Below are 23302 nucleotides of genomic sequence, written 5' to 3'. Positions count from 1 at the left end.
GGCTCAGGCAAACGCCGCCGGAGCTTTTTCACTGATGACCTGACCGGCCTGCATCCGGACCAGTTGATCGGCGATGTCGAAATAGCGGTCGTCGTGGGAAATCACGATGATGGTTTTACCCAGCGCCTTCAGCTCCGGCAGCAGTTCGGTGTAGAACACGCGGCGAAACACCGGATCCTGGTCGGCGGCCCATTCGTCGAACACCAGCACCGGGCGCTCCTCAAGCCAGGCGTTGAGCAACGCCAGGCGTTTGCGCTGGCCAGTGGAGAGGTCAGTGGTGCTGAAGGCGCCGTCCTGAATGCTGACCTTGTGGGCGATTTCCAGACGCTCCAGGTAGCGGTTGGCGTTTTTGGGCACCTGTTGATCGCCCTGGACCAACTCATCGAACAGGTAGTAGTCGGCAAAAATCGTGGTGAACAACTGGCGATAATCGTCCCGTTGCGCAGCCCCTACCGGCGTGCCATCCAGGAGGATTTCACCGCCCTGGGGGAGATAGAGGCCCAGCAGCAGTTTGATCAGCGTGGTCTTGCCGCCACCGTTTTCACCGACGATGAACACAATGTCCCCTTGGGCGATGGACAGGTTGACCGGTCCCAGGGCGAAGGGTTGGCTGCCTTCGACCACCGGGAAGGCGTAGTGCACATCACGCAGCTCAAGCTGTTGGATCGTAGGTTTGCAAGGCTGCTTGTCGTTGAGCAGCAGGTGCGGCTCCGGCGAGGAAAACTGCTCGGCCAGTTCAGCAATGCGCTTGAACGCAACGTTCGCCCGGCTGATCACCGGCAATGTCATCACCAGGTATTCCAGCGGACCCTTCATGTACAACAGCACCAGTACGAAACCGCTGAGCACGACCCTGTCCGTGCCCAGCCACAGCGATTGCAGGGCCAGGACCAGGCCAATGACCACAAAAAACAGCATCGAGCCGAAGGTCTTGGCCACCACGAAGGTGTTGACCGAACGGATGTTGGTATCGCAGATGTAATCGGCAGTCGCTTCGATGCGCTGGCTGAACATGCGCTGGCGGCGTGGGCGATGAATGCGCAGTTCCTTGGCCCCGGCGGCGATCGCGCCGTAGTGTTTCTGCAGCGCGTCTTCGGCCTCACGGGCGGCTTCGAAACCCCTGATGCCACGGGCCCGCGCCAGGTACTGCACGACCGTGCCGATCACCAGGGCCACCAGCAGCAGCAAGAACATCGGCAGTGACAGGTAGGCGAGGTAACCCAGGCAACCGAGGGTGACGGTGAAGGCGATGGCCAGCGGCGCGAACGAAAAGGCGAAGTCGCTGACGGTGTTGACGTCGTGGGTCAACACCGGGATGAGCCGATGGCTGCGATAGCGTTCGATCTGCTCGATGGGCGCCAGCAAGACTTTCTTGCCCAGGGATTTACGCAGCTCGGCGATGATGTTCTGGCCGACATGGTTGGTGCCGATGTCGGAAAGAATCGAGGTCAGCAACGCCGCCGCGCAAAGCCCGGCGAACGTCGCCAGCACCTGCGGCGTAGGCGTTGTGGCGGCGTTCAGGGCGTCATTGATGGTTGCCAGCAGAGCAGTGATGCTCAGGCCGCCCAGCATGCCCAAGAGGATGGAGCCTACGACAATCAGCCGGAAGGGTTTGAGCAGGCTGAACAGTTCACTGATCACCCCGCGGGTTGGTTGGCTCATGGAGGTTTCCCTGCTTGATGAAAAGGTCGAAGGCCGTCGCGGGTGGTTGCCGGGAGGGCTTTAGGGCGCAGGCGCGCTGGATTGGGTTGCGCCCATCTTTAGAACGATTGGAGGGGAGGGGAATTTATCCTGTGGGAGCAACGCTTGCCCGCGATGAAGGCGATGCGGTTCTCTGTGAAATCGAGGTGTCTGCATCGCGAGCAAGCTTTGCTCCCACATGGGGCCGTGCTGTGTTCGGCCTACATATCCCGCGCCACCCGGAAACCGATCCAGTCGCCGCGATCACTTGGCACCAGGGCGTTGCGGTTGCCGGAGCGGGAGAACACCGGTGCCTCGCCCCAGTCGTTGCCGCGGATGCGCTTGAACTCGCACTTGCCGGTCAGCCAGGCGCTGCCGTCGCTCGGGGCGCCCACGTAGTTTTCGTTGTAGCAGTCGGCGGTCCATTCGTAGATGTTGCCGTGCATGTCATACACGCCAAAGGCATTGGGCGCGAAGCTGCCGGCCGGGGCGGTGAAGTTGTAGCCGTCGGCCGCGCCGTAGGTGTTGGCGTGTTGGGCGATGCTGTATTCCTTGCCCTCATCGAACGGGAAGGGGAACGGGCCGGTGCTGCCGCCGCGTGCTGCGTACTCGCGCAGGGATTCGCTGACCAGCCGGTATTGTTTGCCGGTTTTTTTCGACAGCCAGGCCACGTAAGCGTTGGCCTCGGCGAAATCCATGCACACCGCCGGGTGTCGGTCGGTGTATTGCTTGCGCGGGTCGCTGCCCTGGTAATTCGGGATGCCGGCCTTGCAGGCGCGGCCGGGGCGCTTGTCGCCGTCGGGCATCTGGTAACCGGTGTCGCGCAGGTAGGCGAACCATTCACCCTTCAATACCTGGAAGCGGCTGATCGCCAGTGGCTTGGCGAAGGTCACCGGGTGTATCGGCCCCTCATCAGGCTCGCGGCCCACTTCGTCTTCCGGGGTGCCCATCTGGAAGGTGCCGGTGGGCAGCACGACCATTTCCGGGCAGTCCTTGCAGTCGCGAAAGACCTGGCCCGGTTGCGAGGCCTGGGCGCCGGAGGGCAGCAGGGCGACGAGGGCCAGTGCCGGGAGTAGCGTCAAGGAAAAACTGTTCATCCGTCTCTCTCGATAAAGTCAGGTTCAGAGTGTCTTGGCCAGCAAGCCCATGAAGCGATCGATCTCGGCTTCGGTGTTGAGCAACCCCGGCGCGGTGCGGATTACCGGCCCGGCGTCGCGATGCACGGCGTCGGCGATCACCCGGTTCTTCATCAGGTAGCCGGCGATCTCATCGCTGTCGCGACCCTTGACCCGGAAGAAGGTGAAACCGGCGGACAAGTCCGGGCTCAGGGGCGTGACCAGTTCGATCTGCGGCAGCGCCACCAGCTGTTTTTTCAGGTAGGTGTTGAGGGCATGAATGCGCGCCTGCACCTCGGCCTTGCCCAGTTGCAGGTGCAGCTTGAACGCTTCGTCCGCCGCCCAGCGATGCTCGAAAGCGTGGTAACCGCCGGGCGTCATGGTGGTGGAAAACGCCGTGGCTTCGGAGAAGGTCGGAATGATCGGCGTGACGTACTTGACCTCCTCGCTGCGGCTGCACACCAGGCCGGTGCCACGTGGGCCGAACATCCATTTGTGAGTGCCGGCGATGAAGAAGTCGCAGTTCATCGCCGGGAAGTCCAGGTCCTCGACGCCGAAACCGTGCACGCCGTCCACCACGTAGATGATCCGTTGCTTATCGCTGCGGCCCTGGTTGTGCTTGTCCACCAGGGCGCCGATCTTGTCGATGGGCAGTTTCACGCCGCTGCCCGAGTGCACCCAGGTCATGCCCAGCACCCGGGTTTCGGGGCGGATGTTGCGGTCGATGGCGGTGAGGATTTGCTCGTGGCTGGCGTCGTGGGCGTTTTCGAACAGCTTGATCTTGCGTACCCGGGTGCCGTCCCGTTGGGTGCGCAGCTCAAGAATAGTGTGGGTGGCGTAGTGTTCGTGGGCGGTGGTGAGGATTTCCTGATCGGCCGCCACATGGACGCCGCCGTAGATCATTGACAGGCCCTCGGTGGTGCTGCCGGTCAGAGCGATCTGCTTCGGGTTCGCTTGCAGATAACGTCCGGCCCAGGTCCGCACGTTTTCTTCGCGTTCTTCGGTGACGCCCAAATCCCAGTCCATCAACAGCCCCGGGTTTTTGTCCAGGGCTGCACGGTGCTTTTCGATGGCCTCGCGCACCGGGCGCGGGTGGGTGGTAACCAGGAAATTGGAGAAGTGCAGGTAGTCGGGGTCCTGGTCGAACAGCGTGCGCAATTGCGCCCATTTGTTGCGGGGCAATGGCGGCAGCGAGTCGGCGCTGGCAGTGGTGGGAAGGCTTGCGGCCAGTGGCAGGCCGGCGACAAGGATCCCGGCTTGCTTGAGAAAGGTACGGCGTTCATTCATGGCTGGACGGCCTTCTGGTTCGAGGCCAATGCGGGTTTTGCGGCTTGCTGGACCTGATCCCAGACCCGCAGGAAATTGCCGCCCCACAGTTTGGCGATGTCGGCTTCGGAGTAGCCACGGGTGAGCAGTTCGGCGGTGACGTTGCGAATGTCGCCAACGTTCTCCCAACCTTTGACGCCGCCGCCTTCATTGAAGTCCGAGCTGATGCCGACATGGTCGATACCGATCTTGCGCACGGTATAGTCGATGGCATCGCCCAGGTCCTTGAGGCTGGCCTTGGGTTCTTCTTCGAGGATGGCGTAGAGCTGGCTGGCGTATTCGCCAAACCTTTGCTCCGGCCAGGCGGCGATGATCGGGTCGCCCGGCATCAGCGCCATCGCCAGGTTGGGCAGCGGCGGCAGATCGAAACGCTCGCGCAGGGCGTTGAGTTTGTCCTGGGTCTTTTGCGTCAGTGGGCGCAGGTACTGGGAGAAACCGACGATCTGCACCACGCCGCCGCTGGCCTTGATCAGCTGCATTTCCTTGTCGCTGAGGTTGCGTGGGATGTCGACCATGGCCCGTGGCGCCGAATGGGAGGCCACCAGTGGCGTGCGGCTCAGTTGCGCGACTTGCTCCAGGGCCTGGGTCGACATTTGCGACACGTCGATGATCACCCCTAGGTCGTTCAGACGCGTCACCGCTTGCTTGCCAATTTCCGACAGGCCGCCGAGGGCGTCGGGCGAGTCGTTGAAGAACGGCAGCGGCCGCGAGGAGTCGGCCCAGTCGTTGTTGCCGATGTAGCTGAAGCCGAACATGCGCATGCCGCGCGCCGTCCACAGGTCCAGCAGGCTCAGGTCGTGCCCCAGCGGGTAGGCGTTGAGCATGCTGATGAAAATCGCAAACTTGCCTTCGCCGTGCAGACGCCGGAAATCATCCGGGGTGTAGGCGATGGCGACCTGGTTGGGAAAGTCCCGGACCAGGCCGGTGATGATCTTGTAGCGCACCTCTTGCTGATTGCGCGCCTCTTCGACGAAACCGGCGGTGGGCTTGTGCGGGGCGTTGAGGCCGTTCCAGATCTCGGGCCAGCCGAACACCGTCAGCGCTGCGCCGGAGAGCTGCCCGCGATTGGCTTTGACCAGGTCGAACTGGCCGCTGCCGTCCTTGTCGGCTTCGTTGCCGGCGGTGCCGAAGTCCAGCGGCACGGTGATGTGGCTGTCGAAGGACAGCAGGCGCTCGTGCAGCTCCTTGGCCTCTTTCATCACCTTGACCGGGTAGCCGGGGTTGTCCCGCCACCAATGGTCCCAGGCCGCCAGGCCGCCACCCACGGCCAGCGCCAGGACCAGGGGCACGCCGGTGAAAAGAGCCTTTTTCGAACGTGGTGTTGTCATTGCCGATCTCAGTCAGGTTCGCCTTGGAAGGACAGGCGCAGGGGCCTTTGCTATCTGGGGAGAACGAGTGATCGGCGGGGAAATTTAGGTGGCCTTCAGGCCCTCATCGCGAGCAAGCTCGCTCCCACATTGGAACGCGGTCACCTGTGGGAGCGAGCTTGCTCGCGATGGCGGTCTGACAGGCGACCGATCCCTCGCGGATGTACCTGATCCATTGTGGGAGCGAGCCTGCTGGCGATGAGGCCCTCACAGCCTCTATAAATTTGTCAGCCCCCCCATCGTTCTAGCTTGGATAAAGCCCGCTCCAGGGCCGAACACAGGTAAGGCAATGACGATTTCTCGACGATGGTTCATGGCAGGCCTGGCGCTGACCGGTGCCGCCGTGCCTGCGGTGTATTACGGGCATCGCGAACTGACCCGGCCGGACCCCACCATCACCCCCGGCGAGGCCTCGTTCGATGTGGCGGATGTGGCAGGCCAGCGCCGGGCCGATACGCTGCGGGGGATCTGGAGCATCCGCTTCACCGGGCGCGATGCCGGCCTCGACGGCTTGCCCCGGGACGATCTGCAAGTGCTCCTCGATATCGGCCACAAGGGCCGTGGCCTGGTGGGGTACCTCGACACCGCCGAACGCCTGCGTGCCGGAGATGAACCCCGTTATCGGGTGTTGGGTGATCTGGCCGGCACCGACCCGAAGCAACTGAGCTGGCGCTTGATCGGCGCCCAGGCCTGCGGTGGCGCGCCGGACTATGAATTCACCATGACCCTGGACGAAGTCTGGGCCGGCTTCGGCAATGCCGGCAGCGCGACCCTCAGCGGCCGTGTGTCGCGGCTGGACCGTGCGTTGGCCCTGCCGGAACTCGACAATCAGTTCATCGCCGTCAAGCAGCGCTTCCCCGAAGCCCGCGAGCGCACGCCGCTGAGCCCGGCGTTGCTGGCCTGGCTGGTGTCGCCCGAGCATCGGTTGTTCCACCAGCTCTGGCATGCCTCGCGGGACAAGTGGCACACCCTGGACGAGGACAAACGCAACGCCCTGCGTGGTATCGGTTGGCAGCCCGGCCCACGGGATCAGGAACGTGACGCCCGCGGCCCGCGCAAGGATCGCAATGGCTCGGGCATCGACTTCTTTTTCATGCACCGGCACATGCTCGGCACCGCGCGTTCGATCCAGCCGCTGCCATCGTGGTCGCGCTTTCCGTTGCCGCAACCGGAGCTGGAGCGTGATCGCCAGGGGTTCGCCCGCTATTTCGACAACCACGACGGCACCGCCTTGCCGCCCACCTGGCTGGCCGACGGCGACGAGCAATACGCCCAGTGGGTCAGCGACATCAAGACCGCCGAGACCTATCACAGCAATTTCCAGGTCTGGGAATCGCGCTACCACGACCCGCGCTATTTGGCGAAATTGACCCTGGGCCAGTTCGGTTCGGAAGTGGAACTGGGCCTGCACGACTGGCTGCACATGCGCTGGGCCTCGGTGCCGCGCGATCCGTCCAACGGCCAACCGGTGCCGTTCGCCCGCGACCCGGACGACTTCGCCGCGCGTTGGTATGCCCCGGAAAACGACTTCCTCGGCGATCCGTTTTCCTCCCATGTGAACCCGGTGTTCTGGGCCTTCCACGGCTGGATCGACGACCGCCTCGAAGACTGGTTCCGTGCCCACGAACGCTTCCATCCGGGCGAAGTGAGCCGGCTTGAAGTCAACGGCGTGCCCTGGTTCGCCCCGGGCCGGTGGGTAGAAATCGCCGACCCCTGGCTGGGCCCGGACACCCACGGCTGCAGCACCACGCCTGGGTTGCAAGCCGGACGCTCGGTGGAAATGGACCCGGAAACCATGAAACTGGCGCTGCGCATCACCTTCGGCAGCGATGACAAGAAACTCTCCGAACTGTTCCGCCGCGTGCCGCAGAGGCCGTGGTATGCGCGCAATCTCAAATCCAAACCGGTTTAACCCTTACTGATCGTTCCCACGCGGAGCGTGGGAACGATCGAATGCTGCTGTGGCTGGAAGGGGTGTTAACGCGGCGCGGCGATGTCCAGGGCGCGGTTCGCCAGCAACTCACTCAGCTCGACCATCTGTTGGATCCCCAGGGCAAAACTTCGTCGCGTGCCTTCCAAATCAAATGCCAGTTCGTTGGCCATGACATTGACCGAAGCCAGGGTTTCGCTGAGGTTGGCCAGCAGGCATTCCAGGTCCGCGCCTTCTGCCACGGTGAACAACTGGCCCGGTGGTGGAGTGGGTTTTTCGGGTTGGGGATCGAGATAAAAGGCGAGGGCGCGGTCGGCGGCTTCGTTGAGTTTCTTTGAATCGTCTTCCGGGGGATTGGGGGTGATCTTGAACATGGTGTAACTCCTAGTATTCATTTTCAGGAGCCGACACCCTCGCTACCAAACGATGGGGTGGCGGCCGTACGCGGGTTGGTAGACCGGAGCACTAGGAACCCGGCGCGCCCGTAGACGCCCTGCGCACGGCCACCATGAAGCAGACGCCGAGACAGCATCTGTAGGAGGTGGCGCTTGCGCCTAGTTAACTCGCGGGCTACCAAACCCGATCGCTGAAATCAGCGACCCGGAAACAGTAAAAGCCACGAGCCAGGCAGACAAGCCGGCGGATTCTGGCGCAGTTGTAGGTAACGGCGCAAGGCAACGTAGCCTCGCTCGGGAGTCCTACATGGCCGGATAAACAGAGCCAAAGCCGAACATCCTTTATGAAGATGAGATCCATTTGTGGCGAGGGGATAAATCCCCTCGCCACAAATGTCACTTGGCTTGAAGGTGTGGTCGAGGCCTACATCACCCGCCAACCCCCACCCAACGCCCTATACAACGCCACACTCGCCTGCACCCGCGCCAGCCTTAGTTGCACGTTCATGTCCTGGGCGGCATAGAGCGTGCGCTGGGTTTCCAGCACCGTGAGCAAATCTTCAGCCCCGGCCTGGTAGCGGCTCTGGGCGAGGTCGAAGGCGGTCTGGGCCTGCTTCAGTTCTTCGCTTTGCCACTGCCGTTGCTGGTCCAGGCCGTGGATGCTGTTCAGGGCTTTTTCGACGTCGGCGAAGCCGTTGATGATGGCGGCGCGGTAGAGTTCCAGCAGTTCTTCCTGGCGCGCGGTGGCGCGGTCGCGTTCGGCGCTCAGGCGGCCGTTGTTGAAGATTGGCGCGGCCAAGCCGGCGGTGAGGTTGTAAAAGTTGTTGCGCAGCAACTGGTCGGCGATGTCGGCACCGGTGCCCAGGCTCAGGCCCAGGGTGACGGAGGGCAGCATGGCGGCGCGGGCCACGGTGATGTCGGCCTGGGCGGCGCTGAGGCGGGCTTCGGCGGCGGCGATGTCGGGGCGGCGGCGCAGCAGTTCACTGGGGACGCCGGCGTCGATGGACGGCCAGTGCAAACGGTCGAAGTTTTCAGCGTCGAGCCTGACCGATTGCACCGGCTGCCCTAGCAGCGCCGCCAGGGTGATCAAGGCGTCCCGGGCTTGTTGCTGCACCTGCGGCAACTGGCGCTGTTGGGCCGCCACCAGGCTTTTCTGCTGGGACAGTTCCAGGGCCGTGGCGCTGCCGGCGTCGTAGCGGGTCTGCACCAGGTCGAGCACGCGCTGGGCGTTGGCCAGGTTCAGTTCGGCGATGCGCTGTTGTTCGCGCAAGGACAATGCCTGGGTGTAGCTGTTGGCGACGCTGCTGAGCAGGGTCAACTCCACGGTCGCGCGGTCGAACTGGCTGGCCGAGAGCGTGCTCAGCGCACTGTCCCGGGCCGCCCGTTTGCCTCCCCAGAAATCCAGCTCATAGCTGGCACTGAGGTTGGCGTCGTAGTAATCGATGGTGCGGTTGTCCCGATCCACGTCCAACTGGCTGTAGCCCTTGCCCCGCAGCAACTCCTGGCGATTGCCGTTGAGCCCGGCCCTGATTTCCGGCAGCAGTGGCGCACCGGCAATGACGGCACTGGCCTGGGCCTGGCGCACCCGGGCCATGGCGGCGGCGAGGTCGTGGCTGTCCAGGCGCGCCTGTTCGATCAGCCGGTTCAATTGCGGGCTGCCGAACTGCGTCCACCATTGCTGGTTGTCCGCCCGAGTGCCGGGGGTATCGAGGTTTTGCCAGGCCGCTGGCGGCTGGATGCCGCTGTCCGGGACCGGCAACGGGCTGGCGCAAGCCGCCAGTAACAGGCCGGTCGCCAGGAGGGTCAAGTGCGCTTTCATAGGATGAGGTTCATTCACTGGTGAGGGCCGCGACCGGGTCGAGGCGGGCCGCCTTGCGGGCCGGCATGAAACCGAAGACGACGCCGGTGACCAGGGCGCAGCCGAAGGCGCCGAACACCGCCAGCCATTCGAATGCCACGGCGATCTTGCCCAGCAGCAAGGCGCCGCCCACCAGCAGGGCCAGGCCGATACCGGCCAGCCCGCCGACCACCGAGAGCATCACCGCCTCGGTGAGAAACTGGCGCAGGATGTCGCGCTGGCGTGCGCCGGTGGCCATGCGGATACCGATCTCACGGGTCCGTTCGCGCACGGTCATGAGCATGATGTTCATCACCCCGATGCCACCCACCAGCAGCGAAATCGCGGCGATGGCGCCGAGCATCAGCGACAGCGTGCCCTGGGTGCGCGCTTCGGCCTGGATCATCGCGGCGTTGTTGGTCAGTTCGAAATCCTGCTTGCCGTCGTGCAGGCGCAACAGCGTTCGGGAGACGGCTTGCTCGGCTTGCTTGACCTTGCCCGCGTCCTTGGCGGCGATCACCACGTACTCGGGATGACGGCTGCCGAACAGTCGCACGCTGGCGGCGGAGTAGGGCACGGCGATGCGGTTGTCGGCGTCCGAATCCCCGGAGCTGGCGCCTTTTTCCGCCAGTACGCCGACCACCTGGAACGGCATGTTCTCGATCAGGATGTAGCGGCCGATGGGGTCGGCGACATCCTTGAACAGTTTCTGCCGGACCTTGTGACCGATCACCGCCACTGCGGCCGCGTTGCGCTCATCGGCCTCGCTGAAGTAATGGCCCTGGACCACCGGCCAATTGAAAATGAGCGGGAAGTTCGTATCGTTGCCGCCCACGTAGCTGGTGTGGTCGAGGTTGCCGAAGCGCACGCTGGCTTCGGCGCCGTTGACCGGCATGACCCGCTGCACTTCGGGCAGGGCGGCGAGGGCGGCCAGGTCATCGTCGCGGATGATGCCCTTGGCGGCGCGCGGGCTGGGGGCGCTGCCGTTGAGGTAAATGATGTTGGAGCCGAAGGCGCCCATCTGGGCCATGACCTGGCGCTTGCTGCCTTCGCCCACCGCCAGCATCACCACCACCGAGGCCACGCCGATGATGATGCCGAGCAAGGTCAGGGCGGTGCGGAAACGGTTTATCCACATCACCCGCCACGCCGCCTGCACCGCGTCGAGCAACTCGCCTTTCCAGGCACCGGTGTGTTCGCTGCCGGCGCTCAGGCGCTGGCGCAGGTCGACGGCCTGCAATGCCTTGGGGTTGGCCTGTGGGGTGGCGGGTACAGGGCCGGCGCTGTCGCTGATGATCTGCCCGTCGCGGATTTCGATGATGCGCTTGGCCCGGGCCGCCACCTCGCGGTCGTGGGTGATCAGGATCACGACGTGGCCCTGGCTCGCCAGTTCGTCGAGCAAGGCCATGACCTCGATGCCGCTCTGGCTGTCGAGGGCGCCGGTGGGTTCGTCGGCGAGGATGATGTGACCGCCGTTCATCAACGCCCGGGCAATCGACACCCGTTGCTGCTGACCACCGGACAATTGATGCGGGCGGTTGCCAGTGCGGCTGGCCAGGCCCAGGCGTGCGAGCAGGGCACTGGCGCGGGCATGGCGTTCGGCGGCGGAGGTGCCGGCGTAGATGGCCGGCATCTCGACGTTTTCCTGGGCGGTGCCGGAAGGGATCAGGTGATAGCCCTGGAACACGAACCCGAAGGCCTCGCGCCGCAGCCAGGCCAATTCATCGCTGCCCAGATGGGCGACGTCTTCACCGGCGAAACGGTACTCGCCGCTGGTGGGGCGGTCGAGGCAACCGAGGATGTTCATCAGGGTCGATTTGCCGGAGCCGGACGCGCCGACAATCGCCAGGAATTCCCCGGCATGAATGGATAAATCGATGCCGCGCAGCACCTCCACCCGAGGGCTGTCGCCACCGCCGTAGGCCTTGCGAATGTCCCGCAGTTCGATCAGGGGCGTGTTCATTCAGCCTCCACTGCCGACAGCCGGGTCGATCAGCACCCGCTCGCCCTCATTCAGGCCATCGACGATCTGGGTGCGCAGTCGATCGCTGACGCCGGTGCGCACGGCCCGTGGCTGAACCTCGCCGTTCTCGGCCAGCACCTGCACTTGGCCGGCGTTGTCTTGCAACGCGGCGCTGGGCACGGTCAGTACGTCGTGGGCCTGGGCGGCGACGAAAAACACCTGGGCGGTCATGTCGGTCATCAGGGCGCGGTCGGCGTTGTCCACATCGAGCAACACGGTGTAGAGCACCACCCGTTCGCTGCCACTGCGCCCACCCGTGGGGCTGCCGCCCTGGCTGGCCTCCAGTGGCCGCGGCGGCACCGGCAGGATCTGCCGAACGGTGCTGCTCCAGCGCCGGGCGCCGCCGGCCAGGGTGGTGAAGTAGGCGGTCATGCCCGGTTTGACGTGGCCGATGTCGGCTTCCGAGACTTCGGCCCAGACGGTCATGGGGGATAGACGGGCGATGCGCAGGATCAACGGGGTTTGCTGCTGGGCGTTGAGGGTCTGGCCTTCCCGGGCACCGACGGCGACCACGGTGCCGCTCATCGGCGCATAGATGCGCGTGTAGCCTAACTCGGCCTCGTCGCTGCGCAGGCTGGCCTGGGCTTGGTGGATCTGCGCCTGGAACATGTCGATGCGTGCCTGGGTCGCTCGTACCTCGGCCTGGGCGGTCTGTACATCTTCCTCGCGGGTGGCGCCGCCGGCCTTGAGTTGCTGCTGGCGGCGGAATTTCTGCTGGGCCAGGTCGTGCTGGGCGCGCTGTTCCTGAAGCTGGGCCTTGAGGTTTTCAATGGAAAAGCGGCCAGCGTCCAACCGGGCTTTTTGTGTGGAAGGGTCGATTTCCACCAAGAGTTGGCCCTCGCGCACCTCCTCGCCGGCTTCCACGTGAATCTTCAGGATCTGTCCGGAGGCTTGGGCTCCCACGTCGACATAACGCCGTGGTTGCAGGGTGCCCAGGGCGGTGACGCTGTTTTCGATATCACCACGGGTGACGGGCGCGGTGACCAGGGGTTCACGGTTCGGTGCCACCGCTTGCCAGGCGGCGAAGGCCAGGGCTGGAAGCAGTGCGATAGTTAAAAGCCAGGCGCGTCGGGTAGGGCGGGGACGTTTCATGCAGGGTTCCGGCCGGTGGTGTCGGGCCCGTCGCATGGGGGGCAGGGACGGGAGGCTGTCTTGGTAAACGAGCGTTCCGGGCGGGAATTTAGCGGTGTGAAACACTTGGTAGCAGGTTGGCGGAAGGGCAACGCCATAACCAAGTCAGGTGATGTTGTGGTGAGGGATTTATCTGTGGCGAGGGGATAAGTCCCTCGCCACAGAAGTAATACCTGGCGCCAGTAGAAATGAATGAATCAGCCCGAATACAAACCAAAGCTTTAAATCTATATGAGAATTACTATAAATTACGCGATTGAATCTGCCACCATCGTGCCATTGCCTGCTTCAGGCATGCCGAGTGGCACAGGGATAGCTGGCGCGGCCATTGCGCACGGGAGTCATGTTGGAAAACTACTATCGCGAGCTGGTGTGTTTCCTGAACGCCAGGCTAGGCAACCGTCAGGCGGCCGAGGATGTGGTGCATGACGCCTATGTGCGGGTGCTGGAGCGCGCCAGCGACACCCCCATCGAACAGCCTCGGGCATTCCTGTATCGCACGGCATTGAACCTGGTGATCGATGGGCATCGGCGCAATACCCTGCGCCAGGTCGAATCCCTGGATGTGCTGGACAGTGAAGAGCGCTTCTTTACACCGTCGCCCCAGACCAGCCTCGACCATGGCCAGCGCCTGGACATGCTGCAGCGCGCCCTGGCCGAGTTGCCACCGCTGTGCCGCGAGAGTTTCCTGTTGCGCAAGCTCGAAGGCCTGTCCCACCCGCAAATCGCCGAGCGCCTGGGCATTTCCCGAGCATTGGTGGAAAAGCACATCGTCAACGCCATGAAGCACTGCCGCGTTCGGGTGCGACAGTGGGATACGCATTAATCGGCCCACGCTGATCGCATCGCGGTAAATTTTTTTTCATTGTCCTCGTTCCTCTCAACAGACGACTTGCCGGCCCCACAAACGCTGGTCAGGTTCCCCAGGCTTTTTGCGCCCTGTTGCGGGGCTTCTCCAGAGGACACTGGACATGACACAGGCAATTGCATCGCCCGTCGTTCACGACTTGATCGGCATCGGCTTCGGCCCCTCGAACCTGGCGCTGGCCATCGCGCTGCAGGAGCGGGGCCCGGTCCAGGGCGAACTGGATGTGCTGTTCCTCGACAAACAGGCCGATTACCGCTGGCACGGCAACACCCTGGTGACCCAGAGCGAGTTGCAGATCTCTTTCCTCAAGGACCTGGTGACCCTGCGCAACCCCACCAGCCCTTACTCGTTCGTCAATTACCTCAAGCACCACGGTCGCCTGGTGGATTTCATCAACCTCGGCACGTTCTACCCATGCCGGATGGAGTTTAACGACTACCTGCGCTGGGTCGCCGGGCATTTCAGCGAACAGAGTCGTTATGGCGAAGAAGTGCTGCGCATCGAACCGGTGCTGCACAACCAGCAGGTTGAAGCGCTGCGGGTGATTTCCCGCAATACCCAGGGCGAAGAGTTCGTACGCACCGCCCGTTCGGTAGTGGTCAGTGCCGGCGGTACGCCGCGCATTCCCGAAGTGTTCAAGGCCTTCAAGGGTGACAGCCGGGTGTTCCACCATTCCCAGTACCTGGAGCGCATGGCGACCCAGCCGTGCGTGAGCGGCCAGCCGATGAATATCGCGATCATCGGCGGCGGCCAGAGCGCGGCGGAAGCCTTCATCGACCTCAACGACAGCTTCCCTTCGGTGCAAGTCGACATGATCCTGCGCGGCTCGGCCCTCAAGCCGGCGGACGACAGCCCGTTCGTCAACGAAGTGTTTTCGCCGGAATTCACCGACCTGGTGTTCCAGCAACCCCACAGCGAGCGCGAGCGCCTGGTCAACGAGTACCACAACACCAACTATTCGGTGGTGGACATCGACTTGATCGAACGCATCTACGGGATTTTCTATCGCCAGAAAGTCTCCGGCGTGGCGCGGCATGCGTTCCGTACCTTGACCACGGTGGAGAAAGCCACGGCCACCGACGCCGGGGTGGAACTGACGGTACGCAACAACGCCACCGGCGAGCTGACCGTGCGCCGCTATGACGCGGTGGTGCTGGCCACCGGTTACGAACGGCAGATGCACCGCACGCTGCTAGGCCCGCTTGCACAGTACCTGGGTGATTTCGAGGTGGACCGCAATTACAAGTTGATCACCGACGAGCGCTGCAAGGCGGCGATCTACATGCAGGGCTTCTGCCAGGCCAGCCATGGCCTTAGCGATACCTTGCTGTCGATCTTGCCGGTGCGTGCCGATGAGATTGCCGGCTCGCTGTATGAACACGGGAACCATCGTGGGCAGGCTCGTGCGGTGCGAGATGTGTTGTTGGCCGCTGTGTAGGCCAGAGCCGCGCTACGCGTCAGTCAATGCAACGCAAAACCCTGTGGGAGCGAGCTTGCTCGCGATGGCGTAGTGTCAGTCAACTTCAATATTGGCTGAACTGACGCCATCGCGAGCAAGCTCGCTCCCACAATTCCGGTCCCTGGGCAAGCCGGCCTCGGGTAACTCGCAGGAAATTCCTCAGAAACTTCCTACACTCACTGCACGCCTCCCGCTGTTTGAAAGGCTCGGTTCGCTGTTCCCTCGTATTGGCAGTCTGAACCCATCAGCCGGTCACCCTGACTTACGGTGAAGTCAGTGGTGCGCCGGGCCGATTACGCCAAGCGAAACAACCTGATACAGATGAAGCTGCTTTTACGCGCAGGCCTGGCGGCGCTGTTGCTGGGCTCATTGAGTGTGGCGCCAACCGTTGGCGCGGCACCCGAGTTGCTGGATGTGCTCGGGCGTTCCAATGTGAGCGACTATTCGGTGTCCCTGGACGAGGCCGATTGGACCTTGCTGCGGCAAAAGGGCACGTTGCTGCTGGGCGCCTCGGCGCCAGACGACCCACCTTTCGGCATCACCGGCAATGGCACGGACTATGAAGGCCTGACCGCTGACTATGCCCAGTTGCTCGGGCAGTTATTGCACGTCAAGGTGCAGGTGCAGCGCTATCCGTCCCGTGCCGAATCGCTCCAGGCCCTGCGCAGCGGCGAGGTTGACCTGCTCGGCACCGCCAACGGTTTCGAGGCCAGTGACCCGGACCTGGCGATGTCCCAGGCCTACGCCGATGACTTGCCCACCCTGGTGGCGCGCATCGACGACAGCCAGGACTTGCCTGCGGACCTGGCGGACAAACGGGTCGCGATGCTTTATCACTACTTGCCACCGGAGACAGTCGAGGCCTTCTATCCCAAGGCGTCCTTGCAGTTGTATCCCTCGACCTTGAGCGCCATCGGCGCCGTGGCGTTTGGTCAGGCCGACGTCTATCTGGGGGATTCGATCAGTGCCAATTACCTGATCAGCAAGAATTACCTGAACAATATCCAACTGGCGGACTTTTCCCGCATGGAAGTGCAGCCATTCGCCTTTGCGCTCAGGCGCGACAATGGGCGCTTGTTGCCCGTGGTCAACGCGGCGCTGCAAGCCATTCCCGCTGGCGAACGCATGAGCATCCTGCGCCGCTGGAGTGCTGGCGGCGCGAGCATGCCGGGTCAGCAAGCGTTGCATTTCAGTGTCAAGGAACAGCGCTGGCTGGACGCCCATCCGCGGATCAAGGTGGCGGTCAACGAAAATTTCCTGCCGCTGACGTTCTTCGACGAGCAAGGCCATTTGCGCGGCATCGGCGCCGATGTGCTGGCCCGGATCAGCTTGCGCACCGGTTTGAAATTCGACGTGCAGCGGGGTGGCTCGGTTGACGACCTGATCGGGCAGATCGAGAGCGGCAAGGCGGACATCTTGGCTACCGCCATACCCAGCGCCGAACTCGAAGACCAATTGCGTTTTACCCGACCGTACCTGACGAACCCGTTCGTGTTGGTGGTGCCCGCTCGGGACAAAGTCCCTCTGACCCTGGACCAGATGGCCGGCAAACGCCTGGCGCTGGTGCGTGGCAACGTGCTGCGCGAGTTCCTGCTGGAGCAGTTTCCCCGCGTGCAGTTGGTGGTGGCGCAGAATACCGCCGACGCCATGGCCATGGTCGCCGCCGGCGCGGCGGACGGTGCGATCAATCCGCTGATCAGCGCCCGCTACCTGATCTCCCGTCAATACCGCGACAAGCTGCAGGTCACCAGCACCGTGGGCACTTTGCCGGCGCGCGTTGCCCTGGCGACGAATCGGGGAGCATTGGAGCTCTATTCGATCCTGGACAAGGCGCTGCTGAGCATTTCCCCCGAAGAGATGGACGAGCTGACCAACCGCTGGCGCAGTGAAGTGGTGATCGATGATAGCTACTGGCTGCGTAACCGCACGACCATCGTCCAAGGGTTTGCCATCGCCGCGCTGCTCTTGCTGCTGGCCTTTGGCTGGGTCGCGTACCTGCGGCGGCTGCTGGAGCAGTTGCGGGTGACCAAGGAGCGCGCCGACGACGCCAATCGGGCCAAGACCACTTTCGTGGCGACCATGAGCCATGAAATCCGCACACCCATGAATGCGGTGATCGGCATGCTGGAACTGGCCCTGAAAAAAGCCGACCAGGGTGTGATGGACCGGGTTGCCATCGAAGTCGCGTCGGGGGCCGCCCGGGGCCTGCTGGAGCTGATTGGCGACATTCTCGACATCGCCCGCATCGAGTCGGGCAAGCTGTCGCTGGCGCCAGAGCGGGCCAACCTGCGGGAGTTGCTCGAGTCGGTGGCGCGAATGTTCGAAGGCCTGGCCCGGCAGAAGCACCTGCGCCTGCAACTGGACCTGGATGCCGCGATCGACCGCGACGTATTGATCGACCCGTTGCGCTTCAAGCAGATCGTCTCGAACCTGTTGGGCAATGCGCTCAAGTTCACTGATCAGGGCCAGGTGCGCCTGAGTGTGCGCGGCGAACCGGGGCTTGAGGGCGGGCGTCTGGGCGTCTGCCTGCGGGTTGAGGACAGCGGCCGCGGTATTTCCCTGGAGGACCAGCGACGCCTGTTCAGCCCCTTTACCCAGGCCAGCGATAACGCCCAGTCGGCCCGCAGTGGTTCCGGGCTGGGCCTGGTGATCAGCCGCACCTTGTGCGAAATGATGGGCGGCACCCTGGCGTTGAGCAGCGTGCCGGGGGAGGGCACGCAGGTCGAAGTCCTGCTGAACCTGCCGGTGCTCGACACCTTGGCGCAAGCCCCGGTGGACTCGGACGAGGTGCTGGGGGCGGGGCGGGCGCTGAGCATTCTAGTGGTCGACGATTACCCGGCCAACCGCCTGCTGCTGTCCCAGCAACTGAACTATCTGGGGCATTGTGTCGAGGCTGCCGAGGACGGTGTCCAGGGGCTGCATGCGTGGCGCGCCGGCCTTTTCGACGTCGTCATCACCGACTGCAACATGCCGTTGCTGAGTGGCTACGAACTGGCCCGGGCCATTCGTGACGAGGAGCGCGCCCGAGGCTTGGTGCCGACGGTAATCCTGGGGTTCACGGCCAATGCCCAGCCCGAGGAAAAGTCCCGCTGCCTCGAAGCCGGGATGGACGACTGCCTGTTCAAACCCATCGGCCTCAGGGAACTCAATGGGTGCCTGGCTGCGGTCACCGCGGACGCTGTGACACCTTCGGCCATCGATGACATCGACTTGAGCAGCCTCGAACAACTGATTGGCGGCGATGCGACCGCCATCAGGACGCTGCTGGCGGTACTGGTCAGCAGCAATGCCGAGGATCAGGCGCGATTGCTGCACCTGGCCACCCGACAAGACTTGCCGGGCCTGGCGGACTTGGCGCACCGGATCAAGGGCGGGGCGCGAATCATCCAAGCGCAACGCCTGATCGCCGCCTGCGAGGCGCTGGAAAGTGCTTGTCGGGGAGGCGACACGTTGCTGCTCGCCGAAGCCGTGGAAGAACTTCACCAAGCCATGGACCATCTGGCTGAACGACTGAAAATCGAGATGTGAGGCTATATCCGTCCTCATTTTAGGATTAGTCCTACATCGCCCTTCAAAAGCTTCCTCTAGCCTGACGGCCCTTAATGTTCTTGAGCCGGTGCCTACCTGGCGCGTTGCTATTGGAAAGCTTGCCATGCCGAACAAAGCACTCCGTATCTTGATTGCCGATACACAACATACCCATCGAATAGTGCTGGAGCGCCTGTTCAACCAACAGGGTTATTTCCGGGTTGTCCCCGTGAGCAATTTGCAGGAATTACTGACGCTGGTGGAGTACGGCAGCGAGCCGTTCGACCTGATTGTCGTCAACGCAGAGCTCGCAGGTGGGGCGCTGGACCTGCACGATTTTGTTATCTATAACCCACAGGTTCGTCACGGGATGATTTACAACACTCAACCGGCCAGTCAGTCGCCGGTGCCTGGCGCGCGCCGATCGAGCATGCACCTGAGTCAGGCCCCACTGCCTGACCTCGCTTCACTGCGGTGCCTGATGGCGCGGGTTGACCCGCAAGTCCATGAGCCGCTGCAACCGTGGGGGCAATCCCTCAGGCAGGGCCATGGACGCTGAGCCAGACCGTTTGTCTGCACTGTCAGGTCTGACAGGTGGCATGACTTGGCACGTGTGCAAGAGTCCGGTGCGGTCATGGCACCGGTGTCGTTTGTATTGACTTGGGGAACTGCCTTGAAAGACGTGTTGATCGTGGATGACCACCCTGTCATACGAGGGGCATTGCGGCTTATCTGCCAGAACGAGGGGTTCAACCGCGTCAGGGATGCCGCCGGCGCAACCGATGCCAGGGCCCTCATCAAGGAGAGTGCGCCAGACCTGGTGATCCTGGATCTGGTAATGAACGGGTTCGATGGCCTGGACTTGCTGGTCTGGATCATGGCCCAGTTTCCTGAGTGCGCCGTGCTGGTATTCACTTCCCAGGACGCGCAGCACTTCTGCAACCGTTGCATCTCGGCCGGTGCCCGGGGGTTTGTGACCAAGAAAAGCGACCTGAAGGAGCTGATCAAAGCCATTCATGCGCTCAAGTCCGGTTACGCTTATTTCCCGCAAATGTCCGTCAGGCTGGATTTTCAACAGCGCACCGAACAGCAGGCCCTGGAGAGTCTCTCCACTCGCGAGCTGTCCATTCTGCGCATGCTGTCCATGGGCATGCGCGGCAAGGACATCGCCGAAAACCTGTTCCTGAGCCCAAAAACCGTCAGCACCTACAAGACCCGCTTGCTGGAGAAGCTTGGGTTGAAATCGTTGGTGGGCCTGTCGGATTTTGCCAAGCGCAATCATCTGTGAATGAACCACACCAAAAGCTGTGGGAGCGAGCTTGCTCGCGATAGCGGCCTGACCGTCGATGCATCATTGACTGATAGAGCGCAATCGCGAGCAAGCTCGCCCCCACAGTTTTCGATCACCGTTCCCCAGGTAGAACGCTAAGGCCGGTTTTTGCAGTCTAGTGCTCTAAAGGTGTCGGTTTTATCCTGTGTCCATTAATCGCAATACCCGATTTGGAGACACAGCATGAAAAACATCATCGGCCTCTACACCAGCCCGCGGCCCCATTGGGTCGGCGATGGTTTCCCGGTCCGCACGCTGTTTTCCTACGACAACCTGGGCAAGCACATCAGCCCGTTCCTGCTGCTGGACCACGCGGCCCCCAGCGAATTCACCCCCACCACTGAGCGTCGCGGCGTCGGCCAACACCCGCATCGCGGCTTCGAAACCGTGACCATCGTCTATCAGGGCGAACTGGAACACCGGGATTCCACCGGCAGTGGCGGCAAGATCGGCCCTGGCGATGTGCAGTGGATGACCGCCGCGTCCGGGATCATCCACGAAGAATTCCACTCCGAAGCCTTTGCCCGCCAGGGTGGCTTCATGGAAATGGTCCAACTGTGGGTCAACCTGCCGGCCAAGGACAAAATGGCCCCGGCCGGCTACCAGACCCTGCTCAAGGGCGACATTCCGAACATCGCCCTGAAGGACGGCGCTGGCAATCTGCGCCTGATTGCCGGGACCTTCGAGGGGCAACAAGGCCCTGCGAAGACCTTCACGCCCATCGATGTCTGGGACATCCGCTTGAATGCCGGGAAAGACCTGATCCTTGATTTGCATGAAGGCCACAACACCGCCTTGGTGGTGCTGCGCGGTTCGGTCCAGGCCAATGGCCGTGAACGGGTCGAGGCCGGGCAGTTGGCACTGTTCGAGCGCGCCGGTGACCAGTTGAGTTTGCAAGCCGACAACGATGCAGTGGTGCTGCTGCTCAGCGGCGAGCCCATCGACGAACCCATCGTTGGTCATGGCCCGTTCGTGATGAACAGCGAGCAGGAAATCCACCAGGCCTTCAGCGATTTCCACTCCGGGCGCTTCGGCCAGATGGATGACTGAGGCGACACAATCCCTGTGGGAGCGAGCTTGCTCGCGATAGCGATCTGAATGTCGATGCGTCATTGATCGATACACCGCCATCGCGAGCGAGCTCGCTCCCACAGGGTTTTTGTGGTGAGCTCCACGCCGTGTTCAATCTGTGCCAATCTTCGCCAATGATCTTCTTGGAGCTGTGCCGATGCTGTCTCTGATCTCCGAGCACCCGCTGCTCTGTGCCCTGGTGCTGCTTGCGCTCGACCTCCTGATGTGGCGTCTGGTCAGTGCGGATCGGACCTACTGGAAAATCGGCGGGCGGCTGCTGATCTTCTCGTTGTTCAGCATGCTGCTGTTCAACGAGGGCCTCAACCCCATGGAGCCGGCGCAGTGGGTCGACGACGTGCCGCGGCACTTGGCGGCCACCGGTTTGCAGATTGCCTGGTGGTTGTTCGCCGCGCGAACCCTGACGGTGATGATCGGCGCGGCGATGATGCAGCGGGTCGGCCATACCGGGCGGTTGCTGCAGGACTTGCTGGGCGCGGTGATTTTCCTGATCGCGGTCATCGCGGCCCTGGCCTATGTGCTGGACTTGCCGGTCAAGGGCGTGCTGGCAACGTCCGGCGCGATGGCGATCATCGTCGGTCTGGCCTTGCAGAGCACCCTCAGCGATGTGTTCTCCGGGATCGTGCTCAACACCACCAAGCCTTATCAGCTCGATGACTGGATTTCCATCGATGGCACCGAAGGCCGGGTTACCGACATCGACTGGCGGGCGACACGGTTGCAGACCGCCCAAGGCAGCATGGCGGTGATCCCCAACTCACTGGCGGCCAAGGCCAAGGTCATCAATTTCAGCCGACCCAGCGATGTCCATGGCTTGTCCATCAGCGTCGAGGTCAGCCCTCACGCGCGCCCTCAAACCGTGATCGATGCCCTGGAACGGGCCATGATCGGCTGTCGTACCTTGCTCACCAACCCGGCACCCTGTGTGACGCTCAAAAGCAGCGGCAGCGGCGGGGCCGAATACGAGATCAGCGGGTTCGTCGCCTCCAGGGCCCAGAAACGCGAGGTGCGCAACCAGCTGTTCGACCTGGCGTTCCGGCATTTGCAGGCATCGGGCGTGAGCCTGTTGTCCACCAGCGAAAGTGCCACGGCCAATGGCGCGTCGCGGCCCCGGGCGTTGCTGGAAAGCTCGAACATTTTCTCCACCTTGCGCCAGGATGAAAAGGAAACCTTCAGCCAGAACATGACCCTGCAAACCTTCCGCGCCGGTGACGTGATCCTGGCAGCCGGGGAGGTCAGCGATCATCTGTTCATCATCGAGTCCGGCGTGGTCAGCGTGAGCCTTGTGCGCAATGGCCAGCCGTTCGAAGGCGGGCGCATGGGGCCGGGAGAGGTGATCGGCGAAGCCGGGATCGTCGCCGGGCAGGCTGCGCTGGCGAGCTTTTCGGCCAAGACCTTCTGCACCCTTTATCGCATCGAAAACAGCTACCTCAAACCCTGCCTAGACGCCCGTCGCGACATCAACGACGCCATGAAAAACCTGCTGGACGTGCGCATGCACCTGGCCCAGAACCTGACCCGCGAGCTCCCCAAGCCGGTTGCCAAGAAGCGCTTTTTGCAATGGCTGCGTAGCCGGGCCTGACAGACTCGAAACATGCACCGTCCCCCTGTGGCGAGGGAGCAAGCTCCCTCGCCACAGGGGGCGAAAATTCCTTCCTTACTAGGGTTAACCCGACGCCCGCATTATTGGCCACCCGAACTTCCCAACAATTGGCTATTTGTCCCACGCCAGCGCAAAGCTAACGTAGCCCCACACCTCATTGTTTGGAGCTCACCATGCAACCGCGTATCGATTTCTACACCGCGTCCCCCGATGCTTTCAAAGCCATGCTGGCCCTGGAAACCGCCGTCTCGAAACTGGGCCTGGAAAAATCCCTGCTGGAACTGGTCAAGCTGCGTTCCTCGCAAATCAACGGCTGTGCCTTCTGCATCGATATGCACACCGCCGACGCCCGCAAGGACGGCGAGACCGAGCGCCGCCTGTACGCCGTGACCGCCTGGCGCGAAGCGCCGTTCTTCACCGGCCGTGAACGCGCTGCCCTGGCCTGGACCGAAGCCCTGACCCGCCTGAGCGACACCCACGCGCCAGACGCCGACTACGCCCTGTTGAGTGAGCATTTCAGCCCCAAGGAAATGGTCGACCTGACGGTGGCGATCAACGCCATCAACGGCTGGAACCGTCTGGCGGTGGGGTTTCGCAAGATGCCCGAGGCGTGAATCCAGC

At 63.0% G+C, this 23302-nt stretch carries 17 protein-coding genes; 9 read left to right on the top strand and 8 right to left on the bottom strand.

Annotated features, from left to right (window positions below; genetic code table 11):
• Positions 1-3 precede the first annotated feature (3 nt).
• From SGN16_RS20255 to pvdM, 4 genes are all read right to left on the bottom strand, one after another.
• Positions 4-1662 (bottom strand): cyclic peptide export ABC transporter, encoded by a 1659-nt coding sequence (locus SGN16_RS20255; RefSeq protein ID WP_335944519.1) that lies wholly within the window; start codon positions 1660-1662, stop codon positions 4-6.
• A gap of 239 nt (positions 1663-1901) precedes the next feature.
• A complete protein-coding gene (locus SGN16_RS20250) occupies positions 1902-2777 on the bottom strand; it encodes a formylglycine-generating enzyme family protein (protein WP_335944518.1) in 876 nt (291 codons plus the stop codon).
• A gap of 24 nt (positions 2778-2801) precedes the next feature.
• Positions 2802-4082 carry an aminotransferase class V-fold PLP-dependent enzyme gene (locus SGN16_RS20245; RefSeq protein ID WP_335944517.1) on the bottom strand — a complete coding sequence of 427 codons (1281 nt, stop codon included), beginning with the start codon at positions 4080-4082 and terminating at the stop codon, positions 2802-2804.
• Positions 4079-5449 (bottom strand): pyoverdine-tailoring dipeptidase-like protein PvdM, encoded by a 1371-nt coding sequence (gene pvdM, locus SGN16_RS20240; RefSeq protein WP_335944516.1) that lies wholly within the window; start codon positions 5447-5449, stop codon positions 4079-4081. Before pvdM ends, SGN16_RS20245 begins: the two co-directional genes overlap by 4 nt.
• 328 nt (positions 5450-5777) lie before the next feature.
• On the opposite strand from pvdM, the gene SGN16_RS20235 reads away from it, so the two are divergent.
• Positions 5778-7400, top strand: a complete 1623-nt coding sequence (locus SGN16_RS20235; protein ID WP_335944515.1) for a PvdJ/PvdD/PvdP-like protein — start codon at positions 5778-5780, stop codon at positions 7398-7400.
• Positions 7401-7465: 65 nt separating this feature from the next.
• On the opposite strand, the gene SGN16_RS20230 is transcribed toward SGN16_RS20235, so the two are convergent.
• The 4 genes from SGN16_RS20230 to SGN16_RS20215 all read right to left on the bottom strand — a co-directional run bounded on the left by SGN16_RS20230 (position 7466) and on the right by SGN16_RS20215 (position 12765).
• Positions 7466-7792: a DUF6124 family protein gene (locus SGN16_RS20230; RefSeq protein ID WP_335944514.1), complete on the bottom strand. Its 327-nt coding sequence runs from the start codon at positions 7790-7792 to the stop codon at positions 7466-7468.
• A gap of 445 nt (positions 7793-8237) precedes the next feature.
• The gene (locus SGN16_RS20225) at positions 8238-9632 is read right to left on the bottom strand and encodes an efflux transporter outer membrane subunit (protein ID WP_335944513.1); all 1395 of its coding nucleotides are present in this window, start codon (positions 9630-9632) and stop codon (positions 8238-8240) included.
• Between the two features lie 10 nt (positions 9633-9642).
• The gene (locus SGN16_RS20220; protein ID WP_335944512.1) at positions 9643-11613 is read right to left on the bottom strand and encodes a MacB family efflux pump subunit; all 1971 of its coding nucleotides are present in this window, start codon (positions 11611-11613) and stop codon (positions 9643-9645) included.
• Positions 11614-12765: an efflux RND transporter periplasmic adaptor subunit gene (locus SGN16_RS20215; RefSeq protein ID WP_335944511.1), complete on the bottom strand. Its 1152-nt coding sequence runs from the start codon at positions 12763-12765 to the stop codon at positions 11614-11616. It abuts the gene before it with no gap.
• A gap of 382 nt (positions 12766-13147) precedes the next feature.
• Here SGN16_RS20215 and SGN16_RS20210 point away from each other — a divergent pair, with 382 nt between their 5' ends.
• The 8 genes from SGN16_RS20210 (at position 13148) to SGN16_RS20175 (ending at position 23295) form a co-directional block, all read left to right on the top strand.
• Positions 13148-13630 carry a sigma-70 family RNA polymerase sigma factor gene (locus SGN16_RS20210; protein WP_335944510.1) on the top strand — a complete coding sequence of 161 codons (483 nt, stop codon included), beginning with the start codon at positions 13148-13150 and terminating at the stop codon, positions 13628-13630.
• Between the two features lie 145 nt (positions 13631-13775).
• A complete protein-coding gene (locus SGN16_RS20205) occupies positions 13776-15110 on the top strand; it encodes a SidA/IucD/PvdA family monooxygenase (protein WP_210639685.1) in 1335 nt (444 codons plus the stop codon).
• A gap of 342 nt (positions 15111-15452) precedes the next feature.
• A complete protein-coding gene (locus SGN16_RS20200; protein ID WP_335944509.1) occupies positions 15453-18659 on the top strand; it encodes a transporter substrate-binding domain-containing protein in 3207 nt (1068 codons plus the stop codon).
• Between the two features lie 124 nt (positions 18660-18783).
• Positions 18784-19218 (top strand): response regulator, encoded by a 435-nt coding sequence (locus tag SGN16_RS20195; protein ID WP_210639684.1) that lies wholly within the window; start codon positions 18784-18786, stop codon positions 19216-19218.
• A gap of 75 nt (positions 19219-19293) precedes the next feature.
• Positions 19294-19947 carry a response regulator transcription factor gene (locus tag SGN16_RS20190; RefSeq protein WP_210645354.1) on the top strand — a complete coding sequence of 218 codons (654 nt, stop codon included), beginning with the start codon at positions 19294-19296 and terminating at the stop codon, positions 19945-19947.
• 225 nt (positions 19948-20172) lie between these two features.
• Complete coding sequence (locus tag SGN16_RS20185) at positions 20173-21039, top strand: pirin family protein (RefSeq protein ID WP_210639683.1); 867 nt, start codon at positions 20173-20175, stop codon at positions 21037-21039.
• Between the two features lie 178 nt (positions 21040-21217).
• Positions 21218-22660, top strand: coding sequence for a mechanosensitive ion channel family protein (locus tag SGN16_RS20180; RefSeq protein WP_210639682.1), 1443 nt, complete (start codon positions 21218-21220; stop codon positions 22658-22660).
• Positions 22661-22854: 194 nt separating this feature from the next.
• Positions 22855-23295: a carboxymuconolactone decarboxylase family protein gene (locus SGN16_RS20175; RefSeq protein ID WP_003203930.1), complete on the top strand. Its 441-nt coding sequence runs from the start codon at positions 22855-22857 to the stop codon at positions 23293-23295.
• The last annotated feature ends 7 nt before the right edge of the window (positions 23296-23302 follow it).

Source organism: Pseudomonas sp. G166, from assembly GCF_037027455.2.
Lineage (GTDB): Bacteria > Pseudomonadota > Gammaproteobacteria > Pseudomonadales > Pseudomonadaceae > Aquipseudomonas.
Note: the sequence above shows the minus strand (reverse complement) of the source record. Positions and strands in the feature narration are given on the sequence as shown.

Excerpts from the sequence above, each read along its gene's own strand:
- SGN16_RS20235 (WP_335944515.1), top strand. The coding sequence starts at position 5,778 with ATGACGATTTCTCGACGATGGTTCATGGCAGGCCTGGCGCTGACCGGT.
- SGN16_RS20225 (WP_335944513.1), bottom strand. The coding sequence starts at position 9,632 with ATGAAAGCGCACTTGACCCTCCTGGCGACCGGCCTGTTACTGGCGGCT.
- SGN16_RS20195 (WP_210639684.1), top strand. The coding sequence starts at position 18,784 with ATGCCGAACAAAGCACTCCGTATCTTGATTGCCGATACACAACATACC.
- SGN16_RS20210 (WP_335944510.1), top strand. The coding sequence starts at position 13,148 with ATGTTGGAAAACTACTATCGCGAGCTGGTGTGTTTCCTGAACGCCAGG.
- SGN16_RS20175 (WP_003203930.1), top strand. The coding sequence starts at position 22,855 with ATGCAACCGCGTATCGATTTCTACACCGCGTCCCCCGATGCTTTCAAA.
- SGN16_RS20190 (WP_210645354.1), top strand. The coding sequence starts at position 19,294 with ATGGCACCGGTGTCGTTTGTATTGACTTGGGGAACTGCCTTGAAAGAC.
- pvdM (WP_335944516.1), bottom strand. The coding sequence starts at position 5,449 with ATGACAACACCACGTTCGAAAAAGGCTCTTTTCACCGGCGTGCCCCTG.
- SGN16_RS20230 (WP_335944514.1), bottom strand. The coding sequence starts at position 7,792 with ATGTTCAAGATCACCCCCAATCCCCCGGAAGACGATTCAAAGAAACTC.
- SGN16_RS20255 (WP_335944519.1), bottom strand. The coding sequence starts at position 1,662 with ATGAGCCAACCAACCCGCGGGGTGATCAGTGAACTGTTCAGCCTGCTC.
- SGN16_RS20185 (WP_210639683.1), top strand. The coding sequence starts at position 20,173 with ATGAAAAACATCATCGGCCTCTACACCAGCCCGCGGCCCCATTGGGTC.
- SGN16_RS20220 (WP_335944512.1), bottom strand. The coding sequence starts at position 11,613 with ATGAACACGCCCCTGATCGAACTGCGGGACATTCGCAAGGCCTACGGC.
- SGN16_RS20205 (WP_210639685.1), top strand. The coding sequence starts at position 13,776 with ATGACACAGGCAATTGCATCGCCCGTCGTTCACGACTTGATCGGCATC.
- SGN16_RS20180 (WP_210639682.1), top strand. The coding sequence starts at position 21,218 with ATGCTGTCTCTGATCTCCGAGCACCCGCTGCTCTGTGCCCTGGTGCTG.
- SGN16_RS20200 (WP_335944509.1), top strand. The coding sequence starts at position 15,453 with ATGAAGCTGCTTTTACGCGCAGGCCTGGCGGCGCTGTTGCTGGGCTCA.
- SGN16_RS20250 (WP_335944518.1), bottom strand. The coding sequence starts at position 2,777 with ATGAACAGTTTTTCCTTGACGCTACTCCCGGCACTGGCCCTCGTCGCC.
- SGN16_RS20215 (WP_335944511.1), bottom strand. The coding sequence starts at position 12,765 with ATGAAACGTCCCCGCCCTACCCGACGCGCCTGGCTTTTAACTATCGCA.
- SGN16_RS20245 (WP_335944517.1), bottom strand. The coding sequence starts at position 4,082 with ATGAATGAACGCCGTACCTTTCTCAAGCAAGCCGGGATCCTTGTCGCC.